Origin of the sequence: Kitasatospora sp. NPDC059462 (genome assembly GCF_042749955.1) — a bacterium.
Classification (GTDB): domain Bacteria; phylum Actinomycetota; class Actinomycetes; order Streptomycetales; family Streptomycetaceae; genus Kitasatospora.
In genome coordinates this window covers 1-13,017 of sequence record NZ_JBHYUU010000210.1, presented here as the reverse complement: position 1 = coordinate 13,017, position 13,017 = coordinate 1, and the positions used below count along the sequence as shown (strand labels likewise).

The following is a 13,017-nucleotide window of genomic DNA, read 5'->3' as shown; positions in this document are numbered from 1 at the left end:
GTGCCATGGCACCGCGGCACGAACCCGACCGAACCCGATCGGGCCCGACCGGACCTGCCCGAACCCGCCCGCACCACGCAGAGGACCAGATGACCGACCTGTCCGACGAACTGCTTCCCGCCACCCGCCGCGCACTGCTGCACCGCCTGGCCGTCGCCCAGGCCGAGGGCCGCACCCCCTCGATGGTCGCCGCCGTGGTCCGGGACGGGCGGCTGGTCTGGAGCGGCGCCCGCAGCATGGTCGACGACCACGCGCCCACCACCGACGTGCAGTACCGGATCGGCTCGATCACCAAGACCTTCGTGGCCGTCCTCGTGCTGCGGCTGCGCGACGAGGGACTGCTCGACCTCGCCGACCCCGTCGAGCGCCACCTGCCCGGCACCCCCGCCGACGGCGCCACCGTCGCCCAGCTGCTCTCGCACTCCGCCGGCCTCGCCTCCGAGACCCCGGGCCCGTGGTGGGAGCGGACCGACGGCGCGCTGCGCCCGGCCCTCACCGACCTGCTGGAGGAGGAGCGGCCGCGCCGCCACCCCGCCGGGCGGCTGCACCACTACTCCAACCCCACCTACGCGCTGCTCGGCGCGCTGGTCGAGCGGCTGCGCGGCGAGCCGTGGGGCGAGGTGCTGCGCCGCGAGGTCCTCGAACCCCTCGGCCTGGACCGCACCACCCTGCTCCCCGAGCCCCCGCACGCCGGCGGCTTCGCCGTCCACCCCTGGGCCGACGTGATGCTGCCCGAGCCGCTCACCGACACCGGGCTGATGGCCCCGGCCGGCCAGCTCTGGTCCACCACCGCCGACCTCGCGCGGTGGGCCGCCTTCCTGGCCGACGGCGACGAGAAGGTGCTGTCCGCCGGCACCCTGGCCGAGATGCGCCGCCCCGCCGTCGCCCCGGACACCGACGACTGGACCGAGACCTACGGCCTGGGCCTCCAGTTGATCCGGCACCAGGGCCGCACCCTGTTCGGGCACAGCGGCTCGATGCCCGGCTTCACGGCCGGCCTCTGGATCAGCGAGGCCGACGGCCTGGCCGCGGTCGCCTTCGCCAACGCCACCCACGGCGCCCGCACCGGGCAGGTCACCGCCGAGCTGATCGCGATCACCGCGGAGCACGAGCCCCGCCTCCCCGAGCCGTGGCGCCCGCTGCCCGAGGTCGACGAGCAGCTCCTCGCCCTCACCGGCCCCTGGTACTGGGGCGCCGCGCCGCACACCCTGCGGCTGGCGGCCGGGCGGGCGCTGGAGCTCTCGGTGCTCGGCAGCGGCGGGCGCGCCTCCCGGTTCCGCCCGGAGGAGGACGGCACCTGGACCGGCCTGGACGACTACTACGCGGGCGAGACCCTGCGCGTGGTGCAGGCCGCCGACGGCTCGGTCAGCCACCTGGACATCGGCTCCTTCGTGTTCACCCGCGAGCCCTACGGGCCGGCCGAGGTCGTCCCGGGCGGCCTCGACCCGCGGGGCTGGCAGGCCTACTGACCACCCCTCGGGCCCGCCGCGCCCCGCCGCCCGGCCGCACCCCGCCGGGTGCCGGGGCGACGGCCGGGTGCGGCGGGCCGCTGTCATGGCAGCGGTGAGGCCCTGCCGCACTCCCGCCCCGGAATCCACCCCCTGCAGCGGAGGACGGGGCGACGCGCCGGTGCCCAACAGATGTCCCGCACACGTCGGGTGGTCGCATTCAGCAGGTGCACATCTGCGCTCCGCCGAACCGCAACGTGGATGCCAGCCGACTTGGAGAGACATACGGGTGCCGGTCCGCGGACCCGTCGACCGTACGGGCCTGACGGGGCCGGCGCCACGGAACCCCGTGGCCGTCGTCGTCCGTGCTGCCCTGGAGGGTCCGCCATGACCACCGTCCCCTCGTACACTCCGCCCGCAGTCACCCCCGCCCGGGCCGCCGCGGTGCCCGCCGCGCGCCGCGACGGCGCGTCCGGCTCCGCCTCGGCCGTCTACACCGTCTCGCTGGCCCGCGACGAGGACGACGTCCGCGCCGCCCAGCGGCTGCGCCACCAGGTCTTCGCCGAGGAGCTCGGCGCCACCCTGCACAGCACCGCCCCCGGGCTGGACGTCGACCCGTTCGACGAGTTCTGCGACCACCTGCTCGTCCGCGAGGGCGAGGACGGCGCGGTCGTCGGCACCTACCGCCTGCTGCGCCCCGAGGCCGCCCGCCGGGCCGGCCGGCTCTACTCCGACGGCGAGTTCGACCTCTCCGGCCTCGCCCCGCTGCGCGACGGCCTGGTCGAGCTCGGCCGCTCCTGCATCGCCGCCGAGCACCGCGGCAACGGCGCCGTCATCAACCTCATGTGGGGCGGCATCGCCCGCTACCTCGCCGACACCGGCAACACCTGGGTCGGCGGCTGCTGCTCGATCTCCCTGGAGGACGGCGGCGCGACCGCCGCCCGGGTCTGGGACACCGTCGCCGCCAAGCACCTCGCGCCCCGGGAGTACCGGGTCACCCCGCACCGCCCCTGGGACGCCACCGGTGTGACGCGGGCCGAGAAGGCGCCGCTGCCGGCCCTGCTCCGCGGCTACCTGCGGCTCGGCGCCTGGGTCTGCGGCGAGCCCGCGCACGACCCGGACTTCGACTGCGCCGACCTCTACGTGCTGCTGTCGCTGGAGCGCACCGACCCGCGCTACCTGCGGCACTTCCTCTCCGGCGTGGGCGGCGTCGGCACGGCGGCCCCGGCTGCGGGCCCGGCCTCGGGCTCGGCCTCGGGCTCGGCGGCCTCGGCCTCGGGCTCGGGAGAGGTCTCATGAGCGTCTGGCTGCCGACGGCCTCCTGCACGCCGGAGGCCTGCCTGACCGACCCGGCGCCCACCGTCGCCCTCCCCCGGCGGGTCCTGCGGCTGGCCGCCTGCCTGGTGGTGCTCACGGCCGGCCTCGCGCTCAGCCTGCCCGCGCGGGCGCTGCCGCGCGGGCCGCGCGACCGGCTCGCCCGGTTCTGGGCCCGCGGCCTGCTCGGCTCGCTGGGGGTCGCGGTGCGGATCGGGCCCGGGTCGGGGGCCGAGGGCGGGGTGCTGCTGGTGGCCAACCACGTCTCCTGGCTGGACATCCCGCTGATCGCGGCCGCCCGCCCGGGCCGCTCGCTGGCCAAGACCGAGGTGCGCCACTGGCCGGTGCTCGGCCCGCTGATCGCCTGGGGCGGCACCGTCTTCCTCGACCGCGACCGGCTGCGCACCCTGCCGGTCACCGTCGCCGAGGTGGCCGCCACCCTGCGGGCCGGCCACCCGGTGATCGTCTTCCCGGAGGGCTCCACCTGGTGCGGCCGGGAGAGCGGCCGCTTCCGCCCGGCCTTCTTCGAGGCCGCCGTCCGCTCCGGCACCCCCGTCCAGCCGGTCGCGATCCGCTACCGGCTGGCCGACGGCCGCCCCACCAGCGCCCCCGCCTTCGTCGGCGAGGACGGCCTGCTCACCTCCCTCGCCCGGGTCGTCGCCGTCCGGGGCCTGGTCGCCGAGCTCGCCTTCCGCCCGGCCGTCGAGGCCCCGCCCACCGACCCGGCCCGGCCCTGGGAGGCCCGCAAGTCCCTGGCCCGAACCGCCCAGAGCGCAGTGGAGGGCATTCTCTGAAGCACCCCCGCCCCGGCCCCACCCGGCCGGGCCGACGGGCCGCGACCAACCGCGCGCACCACCGAGGCCACCGACCCGCAGCCCGCGGGGAAGGCCACCCGCTGAAGCGCCCCCACCCCCGGCCCCGGCCCGGCGGGGCCGACAGGCAGGGGCGCGTACCGTGCACCAGCAGGACCACCGGAACCGCAGCCACCACCGGGGCCGCCGCACCCGACGGGCGGCGGCCCGTTCAACCCGGCAACCGAGCCGCCCGGCCCTGCTCCCGGCAGATCCCGAGCCACACCGCCCACACCACAGCGAAGGCCACCCGCCGAGGCACCCGCACCATGCCCCGGCCCGGCCCGGCCCGGCCCACCAGGGGCCAACGGGGCCCATGCGGCGGATGGTCGGGCGACAGCCCGCAAGCCCCGACCCACCACCCCGCGAAACACGGTGACGGAAGGCACCCCGCCACGCCCCGCTAACCCCGGCCACGGCCGGGACGTCCCGCCCGGTGGGGTCGGGAGCCGTGACAGCCGGCAGTCTGCGGCGGGCCATGCGACGCGCGCCCAGGCGAAGACGCGCACGTCAGTCCCGGACCCCGAGGCACGCTGCAGAGCACCCCGCCCGGCAGGGCCGGGAGCCCGGGCGGCAGGCGGCAGGCGGCAGGCGGCAGGCGGCAGGCCATACGACGCACGGCCAGGCAGAGGGGCAAGTCCCCCAAGCATGATGGAAGGCACCCCGCTGCGCCCCAGCCCCGGCCGGACATCCCGCCCTGTGAGACCGGGGCGGCCGTCAGCGAGCGGTGGCCCGCTCGGCACACGGCCAGGCAACACCTGCCAGCCCCTGACCCACCATCACCCCGCTCAGCACGCCGCAGAGCACCCCGTTTACGCCCCGGCCCCGGCCCGAACACTCCGCCCGGCGGCGACGGGCGGCGGACCATGCGGCGTAGGGCCGGACAAAAACCCCCGACTCCCCCCGAAGCACGAAGGAGGGCACCCCACTGCGCCCCAGCCCCGGGCGGCGGGCCCCGAAAGCCTCTGATCCACCCACCACCCCCGTGAAGGACACCCGCTACACCCCCGTCCCGGCCCGCACGTCCCGCCCCGTGGGGCTGACAGCCGGGGCGGGCAGTGGTCGGTGCGGCGACGACCAGGCAAGGCCCGCGAACCCCCGGCCCCCCGGAACACGCTGCGGAGCGCCCCGCTACACGCGGGCTCCGGCCGGGACGTCCCGCCCGGTGGGGGCGGGAGCCGGGGCGGCCGTGCCGCGCAGCAGGAGGGCGACCAGGACCGCGGCCACCGCCAGGGCCGCCGAACCGCACCGCAGGGCGAGGTGGATGCCGTCGGTGAAGGCGTGTTCGAAGGCGGCCCGCAGCGGGGCGGGGAGGGGGGCCGCCGGGCCCGGGGCGCCTGCCGCGGACAGGGTGTCGGCGGGGCGGCCCAGGGTGTCGGACGGAAGGCCGAGGCGGGTCAGCGAGGCGGTCAGCGCCGTCGTCAGGCGGTGGGTCAGGAGGGCGCCGAGGACGGCGATGCCGAGGACGCCGCCGAGTTCGCGCAGGGTGTTGACGGTGGCCGAGGCGGTGCCCATCCGTTCCGGGGCGACCCGCTGGAGGACGGCGATGGAGACCGGCGTGAAGGTCATCCCCATGCCCAGGCCGAGCACGAACAGTGTCCACAGGTACTCGGCGTAGCGGGCGTGCTCGCCGTACAGGGACAGCCCCGCGAGGCCCAGCGCGCACAGGGCGATGCCCAGCACCAGGGGCGGCCGGGGACCGTGGCGGCCGGTCAGCCGGGCCGAGACCGGGCCGGCGACGACGATCATCGCGGTCATCGGCAGACCCGCGAGTCCGGCCGCCGTCGGTGACCAGTCCAGCACGCCCTGCATCAGCAGCGGCAGGAAGAACAGCGCACCGAACATCCCGAAGCTCACCATGAACCCGCCGAGCAGCGCGCCGCCGAGCACGCCGTCGCGGAACAGCCGCAGGTCCAGCATCGGATCGGCGATCCGCCGTTCGAGCAGCAGGAAGGCCGTCAGCAACAGCACCGCGAGCACCGCCGTGGTGAGCACCCGGGCGTCGGTCCAGCCGCGCTCGGGGCCCTCGACCAGGGTGTGGACGGCGGCGCCGAGGCCGGCCGCGGAGAGGACGAGGCCGCCGAGGTCGACGCGGCGCGCCCGGCCCGGGACGACGGGCAGCACCCGGCCGGAGAGGACCAGCGCCCCGATGCCGATCGGCACGTTGATCCAGAAGACACTGGCCCAGCCGAAGGCCTCCACCATGGGTCCGCCGACCACCGGGCCGACCGAGAGCCCGAGCGCGGAGACTCCGGACCAGGTGCCGATCGCCCGCGTGCGTTCGCGTTCGTCGGTGAACACGTGCCGCAGGATCGCCAGGCTGCCGGGGGTGAGCAGGGCGGCGCCGACGCCCTGGAGCATCCGCGCGGCAACCAGCGCGCCGACGCTCCCGGCGAGCGCGGCGCCCGCCGAGCCGGCCGTGAACAGGGCGAGGCCGAGCCGGAAGACGGCGGTGCGGCCGTAGCGGTCGCCGAGCGCGCCGCCGGTGAGCAGCAGGGCGGCGAAGACCAGGCTGTAGCCCTCGGCCACCCACTGGAGGCCGGTGATGCCCGCGTCGAGGTCCCGGCCGATCCGGGGCAGGGCGTTGCCGACGATGACGTTGTCCAGCATGGACATGAACATGGTGATGCAGAGCGTCGCGAGCGCGAGCCGTCGGCGGCGGGCGCCCGGCGCCGCGCTCCCCTCGGTCTCCCCCATCGGATGGTCCTCCCGGTTCGGTCACAGAGCGCCCCTAACGGCGTTAGGGGCCGGTTCAACGGAGGACAGCGTGCACCTAACGGTGTTAGATTGCAAGCGCGATCGCAGCCCGCCCGACGAGAACAGCGAGGACCGCATGCCGGCCGACCAGGACGACCCCGCCCCGCCCGCAGTCACCCGTGAGGGGCTCGCGCAGGCCGCGCTGCGGGTGCTGGAGCGCGACGGCCTGGCCGGCCTGTCGATGCGCAAGGTCGCCGCCGAGGTCGGGGTCAAGGCCGCCTCGCTCTACTGGCACGTCCGCAACAAGGAGGAGTTGCTGGACCTCCTCAACGACGCGCTGATGGCCGGCGTCGAGGCCCCGCCCCGCACCGGGGACTGGCGCGTCCAGCTGCGCGGCTACTGCGAGCGCTACCGCGCCCACCTGCTCGGCCGGCGGGACGCGGCCAAGGTGGTGGCGGGCCGCCTCGCCCCCGGGCCGAACCTGCTGCACCTGATGGAGGACCAGCTCGGCCGGCTGCGCGGGGCCGGCTTCTCCGCCCCGGACGCCGCGATGGTGTCCTACCTGCTCGGCGCGTACGTGCAGGGCTTCGTGCTCCAGGAGCAGTCACCGATGGCCGCGGCGGAGACCACCGGCACCGGCCGGCGCGAGCTCGCCGACGCCGCCGCCGAGCGGTTCCGCGCCCTGCCGCCCGCCGAGTTCCCGCACCTGGTCGCGATGGCCGGTGACCTCACCGGGCCGGACCTCGACGCCCGGTTCGCCTTCGGCCTGGAGCGCATCCTCGACGGGCTGGCCGCCCTGCTGCCGCCCGAGCGCCGCTGACCGCCGCCCTCCCGCCCGCTCCCCCGCTCGCCCCCGCCCACCCGAAACCGTTCGACCGCCACCCGGCGGGGGCGCTAGGGTCCGGACGCCCGCAGACGTCCGGCCCGCCGAGGAGGCACCCGCATGACCGCGTTCCACCCCGTCGGCGAGCCCTGCGCGGAAGGCCTGCTGGATGTCGGAGACGGCCAGCGGATCCACTGGGAGGTGTCCGGCAACCCGGCCGGCAAGCCCGCCGTGGTCGTGCACGGCGGACCGGGCTCCGGGCTGAACGCCGGCGCCCGGCGGTACTTCGACCCCGAGCGCTACCGCCTCGTGTTGTTCTCCCAGCGCAACTGCGGCCGCAGCGAGCCGCACGCCGCCGACCCGGCGACCGGCCTGGAGCACAACACCACCGCGCACCTCGTCGCCGACCTGGAGCGCCTGCGCGAGCATCTGGGCATCGGGCGCTGGCTGATGTTCGGCGGCTCCTGGGGCTCCACGCTGATCCTCGCGTACGCCCAGGCGCACCCCGCGCGGGTGTCGGAGATCGTGATCAGCGCCGTCACCACGACCAGGCCGGAGGAGATCGACTGGCTCTACCGGGGCGTCGGCCGCCTGCTGCCGGGCCCGTGGGAGGCCTTCCGCGACGCGCTGCCGCCCGAGGACCGCGACGGCGACCTGCTCGTCGCGTACGACCGGCTGCTGAACGACCCGGACGAGTCCGTCCGCCGCGCGGCCACCACCGCCTGGGCGACCTGGGAGGACGCGGTGATCGCCCACGAGACGACGGGATCGCCGAACGCCTACACGGCCAGGCCCTCCGAGGCGCTGACGGCCTTCGTGCGGATCACCGCGCACTACTTCTCCCGCCGGGCCTTCCTGGAGCCCGGCCGGCTGCTGCGCGACGCGCACCGGCTGGCCGGCATCCCGGGGGTGCTGATCCACGGCGCCCTCGACCTCGGCAGCCCGCTGGACACCGCCTGGCAGCTCGCCAAGGCCTGGCCGGACGCCGAGCTGACGGTGATCCAGAACGCCGGGCACACCGGCTCCCGCGCCACCGGCGAGGCCGTCCTGGCGGCCGTCGAGCGCTTCGCGAAGGGGTAGCCCCACACGGGCAGTGACGGGCCATCAACGGTCCGGAGCCGGGGGGTGACAGGCCGGCGCCGGCCGCCGACACTGGGGGAGAAGCTCCCATGTCAACGGGTCGGCCGGCGCCGGCCGGTGCCGGCCGCGGAGAGGGCAGGCCGGCCATGAGCACGCCGTCCGCCGGGCTCCCGATCGTCTACGTCCGGGGATACGCCGGAGGCAGCCCCGGGATCGAGAAGGCCGTGACGGATCCGTTCTACGGATTCAACCAGGGCTCGACGCACATCCGCGTCGGCCGCGAGGACAACCCCGTCCTCTACCAGTTCGAAAGCCCCTTACTGCGCCTGCACCTCGACGAGGAGTACGACATCGTCGTGGAGGGGCGCCCCGGTCCGGCGGAGGAGGCGCCCCACCCCAGGAGCATCTGGATCCACCGCTTCTACGACGTCTGCTCCCCCACCTTCGGCGGCCGGCCGGAACCGTTCAACCTGGAGACGGCCGCCCGGGACCTCCTGGCCCTGATCGAACGGGTGCGGAGCAGGACCGGCGCACCCCGGGTCAACCTGGTCGCCCACTCGATGGGCGGACTGATCTGCCGTTGCCTGATGCAGAAGATCATCCCGGAGGAGCGCGGCGAGCACGCCACCGCCTACGTGGCGAAGCTGTTCACCTACGGAACGCCACACGGCGGCATCACCTTCGCCATCGGGTTCGGGATCCCGGAGGCGCTGCGCGACCTCTTCAACTTCAACGGCTCCGACGTCTTCGGGCCCCAGCGGATGTACCAGTACCTGACGCCGCACGCCGACCCGGACGGACCTCCCGACGACTGGCACGCGGTGGACATGCCGGACGACGACGGCAACACGCCGGTGGACGTCGGAGGCTTCCCGCTCGACCGGGTGTTCTGCATGGTCGGCACCGACGCCGATGACTACGACGTCGCCCACGGCATCTCGGCCGCGGCGGTCGGCCCGCGCAGCGACGGCCTGGTGCAGATCGAGAACGCGCAGGTCACCGGCGCCAACCGGGCCTTCGCCCACCGCAGCCACAGCGGCCGCTACGGGCTGGTCAACTCCGAGGAGGGCTACCAGAACCTGCGCCGCTTCCTGTTCGGCGACCTGCGGGTGCGCATCGACCTCGCCGACGTGTCGCTGCCCGGGGACGACACCGTCTGGCAGGCGGAGGCCCGGCTCTCGGTCCGCGGCCTGCCGGTGCTGATGAACGAACGCGCCGCCGCGCACTCGTGCCCGATCCAGCTCTCCGACCCGACGAAGGAGAGCCGGCGCACCCGGCCCGCCCTGACCGGGGACGACGCCGTCCCACTGGCGACCACCTTCCTGTCGACCCGGCTGCCGCGCCCGCAGGAGGGCGGCCCGCTGCGCTTCATCCTCGACCTCGACCTGCTCTCCCTGCACGAGCAGCGCGGGCTGTTCCGCTTCCGCGACCACGTGGAGACGCCCGACTTCACGGACACCCTGATCATCGACGCGCAGCCGACGGCGCCCGGCTCGCCCCCGGACGTCTGGGCGCGGTGGAACTCCGCGGTGCCCGGAGCGATCCGGGACCTCAGCCCGATGGGCGAGCCGCTGCCGGACGAGGACCCGTCGGAGGGCTCCTGGACGGCCCGCATCCCGCTTCCCGCCACCACCGCGCCGATCCTCGGCGACGACGCCAGGGTCCGTCTCAGGATCGACCCCTGGTGTTAGGACGCGTCCTGCGGGTCAGCCGTGCCAGCCGGTCTCCGGGCGGTCGGTGCGGGTCTCCGGCGCCGGCTGCTCGGCAGCCAGCAGCACGCGGCGCAGCAGGTCGGAGAGCTGGCGCCGTTCGGCCGGGGAGAGGACGCCGAGCAGGCGCTGCTCCTCGCGGCCGACCACGTCCAGCGCCTGCTGCCAGGCCAGCCGGCCCGCCTCGGTGAGCTCCACGTCGACCCGGCGGCGGTCGTCGCCGGAGGGCGTGCGGACGATGAATCCCCGCCGCTCCAGCGCCTCCAGACGGCCGGTCACCGAGGCCGGCGCCAGGTTGAGGTCGGCGCGCAGGTCGGAGGGGGTGGCCCGGCCGCCGCGGCCGGCCAGGCCGTGCAGGGTGTCGAACTCGTGCTTCTGCAGGCCGTAGTCGGCCACGCCCTGCTCGCGGACCCGGCCCAGGTGGCGGGTGAGCTTGCTCATCCGGGTGACGGCGCCCTCGACGTCCGGGTCGAGGTGCGGAAGCACCGGCCGCCAGCGTTCGACGTGGCCGTCGGTCCAGTCGCGGGGCCGGTCGGCCGCCGCCCGGGGGGTCGCGCGTGTCATGCCCCCGAGTCTAGGCGTCCGTGAGCTGCGGGTTTCCGCCGTCAATATTTCGTTGCCGAAACTTCGGCACCGAAATACAGTGCTCCCCGTGACCCTGCTCCAGCACCCGCTGCGCTCGCGCGGCTTCCGTCTGCTCTTCCTGGGCCGGACGATCTCCACCCTCGGCGACGCCGTCGTGCCCGCCGCCCTCGCCATCGCCGTCACCCGGGCGACCGGCTCCTCCGGTGCGCTCGCCCTCGTCCTGGGCTGCGCGATGGTCCCGCGGCTGTTGCTGCTCCCCCTGGGCGGCGTGGTCGGGGACCGCCTCGATCCCCGGCTGGTCGCGCTCGTCACCGACCTCGTCCGGGCCGCCGCCCAGGTCGCCGTCGGCCTCGAACTCCTCGGCGACCAGCCCCGGCTGGTGCCGATCGCGGCCGCCGAGGCGGTCGGCGGCATCGCCTCCGCGTTCGCCATACCGACGGCCACGCCCCTGGTCGCTGCCACCGTCACCGGGCCGCAGCGGATGCGGGCCAACGCGCTGCTCGCCTCGGCCTCCAACGCCGCCCGGCTGGGCGGCCCGGCCCTCGCCGGGGTGCTGGTCTGGACGGCCGGGCCCGGTTGGGCGTTCCTGCTGGACGGCGCCTCCTTCCTGGTCAGCGCGGCGCTGCTGACCCGGCTGCGGATCCGGCACACCCCGGGTGAGCGCCGCTCGCTGCGCACCGACCTGCTGCGCGGGTGGAGCGAGGTGCGCTCGCGCGACTGGTACTGGACGAGCCTGGTGGGCCACGGCGTCTGGAACGGCGCCGCCGCCGTGCTGCTCACCCTCGGCCCGCTGATCGCCACCCGGCACCTCGGCGGGGACGGCGTGTGGATCGCCATGACCCAGGCCGGCGCGTGCGGTGTGCTGGCCGGCTCGCTGCTCGCCGGGCGGTACCGGCCGCGGCGGCCGGTGCTGGTCGCCAACCTGGGCCTGGCCCTGTACGCCCTGCCGCTGGCCGCCCTCGCGGTGGCGGCCCCGGCACCGGTCACGGTGAGCGCGTACGCGGTGGCGATGACCGGGCTCGGCTTCCTCAACCCGGTGTGGCAGACGACGGTGCAGCAGGAGTTCCCGCCGCAGGTGCTGGCCCGGGTGACGTCCTACGACTGGCTGCTGTCGCTCGCCGCCGCCCCGCTCGGGTACACCCTCGCGCCACTGGCCGCCGACGCCTGGGGCAGCACCGGTCCGCTGCTGGTCACCGCCGCGCTGGTCGCGCTCGCCTGCGCCGGCACCGCGGCCGTCCCGGGCGTCCGCCGGATCGGGCGGACGGCGGGGGCGGAGGCGGGGGAAACGGCGGAGGCGGAGAAGACTGCGGAGGCGGGGAAGGCGGCGGAGGCCGCGCCGCAGCCCGAGGCCGAGACCGCGGGCAGGGCGGTCCGGACGGGAACCCCCGGCGGGCATCGTGCCGACGGGGAGGCCCCCATCGACGCCGTCCCGCGAAACCCTACGATACGGTCATGATCGCCTATGCCCCAGCGGCCTTCTTCTTCCTCCTCTGCGGGATCGGGGTCCTTCGCGACCGGCGCCGGTTCAGCAACGCCGTCCTGCTCGGCATCGCGGTCTCGCTCCTCGCCCTCGCCCTGATCGCCGAACTGCGCCGGGCGCCCACGCTGGTGGCCGAGCTGGCGGTGGCCCTGATCGCCCTGCTGCCGACCGTCGGCACGGCCGCCCTGGTCTGGTTCCTGCTCTCCAACGGCATGACGATGATCCGCAAGGAGGGGCGGCGCCCGGCCAACCTGCTGTCGCTGCTCGCCGGCCTCGGCATCCTCGGCCTGATCGTCCTGTTCGCCGCGGCGGTGCTCACCGGGTCCGAACGCATCGGCATCCTCGCCGCGACGGCGCTGCTGGTGGTCGGCTACATCTCCTTCCTCTTCGTCTGCTTCGTCGGCTACGCCTTCCTCTACCAGCGCCACGCGCCGCGCGGCGACGTCGACTTCGTGGTGGTCCTGGGCTCCGGGCTGATCGGCGGCGAGCGGGTCCCGCCGCTGCTCGCCAGTCGGCTCGAACGCGGCCGTGACCTGTACGAGAAGCAGGCCGCGCGCGGCAACCCGCCGGTGCTGATCACCTCCGGCGGCCAGGGCCCGGACGAGAAGCTGCCGGAGTCCCACGCGATGGCGGACTACCTGGTCGAGCGCGGCTTCCCGGCCGATCACCTGGCGCGCGAGGACCGCTCGCGCACCACCGAGGAGAACCTGCTCTTCAGCAAGGCCATCATGGAGCAGGCCAAGCCCGACTACCGCTGCGTCGTCGTCACCAACAACTTCCACGCCTTCCGCGCCGCCCTGACGGCCCGCAGGACCGGTGTCACCGGCCAGGTCTGCGGCTCGCCGACCGCCCGCTACTACTGGCCGAGCGCGACGATCCGCGAGTTCGCGGCCGTCTTCCTCTCCCACAAGCTGATCAACCTGGGCATCTGCGGCTTCCTGGCCGTCTGCGGCCTGCTCGCCGCGGCCTTCGGCGCCTAGTCACGCGCGCCGGTCCCCCGACGGGCCCCGGTGGTCACCCCCGGCGCTGC

Annotated in this window: 10 protein-coding genes; 8 read left to right on the top strand and 2 right to left on the bottom strand. The window is 75.6% G+C overall.

Features of this window, described 5'->3' with window-relative positions:
- Positions 1-89: 89 nt before the first annotated feature.
- From ACFXAM_RS33415 to ACFXAM_RS33405, 3 genes are all read left to right on the top strand, one after another.
- Positions 90-1,469: a serine hydrolase domain-containing protein gene (locus tag ACFXAM_RS33415; protein ID WP_380297013.1), complete on the top strand. Its 1,380-nt coding sequence runs from the start codon at positions 90-92 to the stop codon at positions 1,467-1,469.
- 366 nt (positions 1,470-1,835) lie between these two features.
- Positions 1,836-2,747, top strand: coding sequence for a GNAT family N-acetyltransferase (locus ACFXAM_RS33410; protein ID WP_380297012.1), 912 nt, complete (start codon positions 1,836-1,838; stop codon positions 2,745-2,747).
- Positions 2,744-3,556: a lysophospholipid acyltransferase family protein gene (locus ACFXAM_RS33405; protein WP_380297011.1), complete on the top strand. Its 813-nt coding sequence runs from the start codon at positions 2,744-2,746 to the stop codon at positions 3,554-3,556. Before ACFXAM_RS33410 ends, ACFXAM_RS33405 begins: the two co-directional genes overlap by 4 nt.
- Positions 3,557-4,744: 1,188 nt before the next feature.
- Here ACFXAM_RS33405 and ACFXAM_RS33400 read toward each other — a convergent pair.
- The gene (locus tag ACFXAM_RS33400) at positions 4,745-6,310 is read right to left on the bottom strand and encodes an MFS transporter (RefSeq protein WP_380297009.1); all 1,566 of its coding nucleotides are present in this window, start codon (positions 6,308-6,310) and stop codon (positions 4,745-4,747) included.
- 136 nt (positions 6,311-6,446) lie between these two features.
- On the opposite strand from ACFXAM_RS33400, the gene ACFXAM_RS33395 reads away from it, so the two are divergent.
- The 3 genes from ACFXAM_RS33395 to ACFXAM_RS33385 all read left to right on the top strand — a co-directional run bounded on the left by ACFXAM_RS33395 (position 6,447) and on the right by ACFXAM_RS33385 (position 9,904).
- Positions 6,447-7,130, top strand: a complete 684-nt coding sequence (locus tag ACFXAM_RS33395; RefSeq protein ID WP_380297008.1) for a TetR/AcrR family transcriptional regulator — start codon at positions 6,447-6,449, stop codon at positions 7,128-7,130.
- A gap of 123 nt (positions 7,131-7,253) precedes the next feature.
- Complete coding sequence (pip, locus tag ACFXAM_RS33390; protein ID WP_380297006.1) at positions 7,254-8,213, top strand: prolyl aminopeptidase; 960 nt, start codon at positions 7,254-7,256, stop codon at positions 8,211-8,213.
- 146 nt (positions 8,214-8,359) lie between these two features.
- On the top strand, positions 8,360-9,904 hold the full coding sequence (locus ACFXAM_RS33385; RefSeq protein WP_380297005.1) for an esterase/lipase family protein: 1,545 nt from the start codon (positions 8,360-8,362) through the stop codon (positions 9,902-9,904).
- A gap of 15 nt (positions 9,905-9,919) precedes the next feature.
- Here the strand turns inward: ACFXAM_RS33385 and ACFXAM_RS33380 are convergent, their stop codons facing one another.
- Positions 9,920-10,486, bottom strand: coding sequence for a MarR family winged helix-turn-helix transcriptional regulator (locus ACFXAM_RS33380; RefSeq protein WP_380297003.1), 567 nt, complete (start codon positions 10,484-10,486; stop codon positions 9,920-9,922).
- Between the two features lie 88 nt (positions 10,487-10,574).
- Between ACFXAM_RS33380 and ACFXAM_RS33375 the strand changes: the two genes are divergently transcribed.
- Positions 10,575-11,963, top strand: coding sequence for an MFS transporter (locus ACFXAM_RS33375; protein ID WP_380297001.1), 1,389 nt, complete (start codon positions 10,575-10,577; stop codon positions 11,961-11,963).
- Entirely contained in the window at positions 11,960-12,967 is a 1,008-nt protein-coding gene (locus tag ACFXAM_RS33370) for a YdcF family protein (protein ID WP_380296999.1), read from the top strand. Before ACFXAM_RS33375 ends, ACFXAM_RS33370 begins: the two co-directional genes overlap by 4 nt.
- Positions 12,968-13,017: the final 50 nt, after the last annotated feature.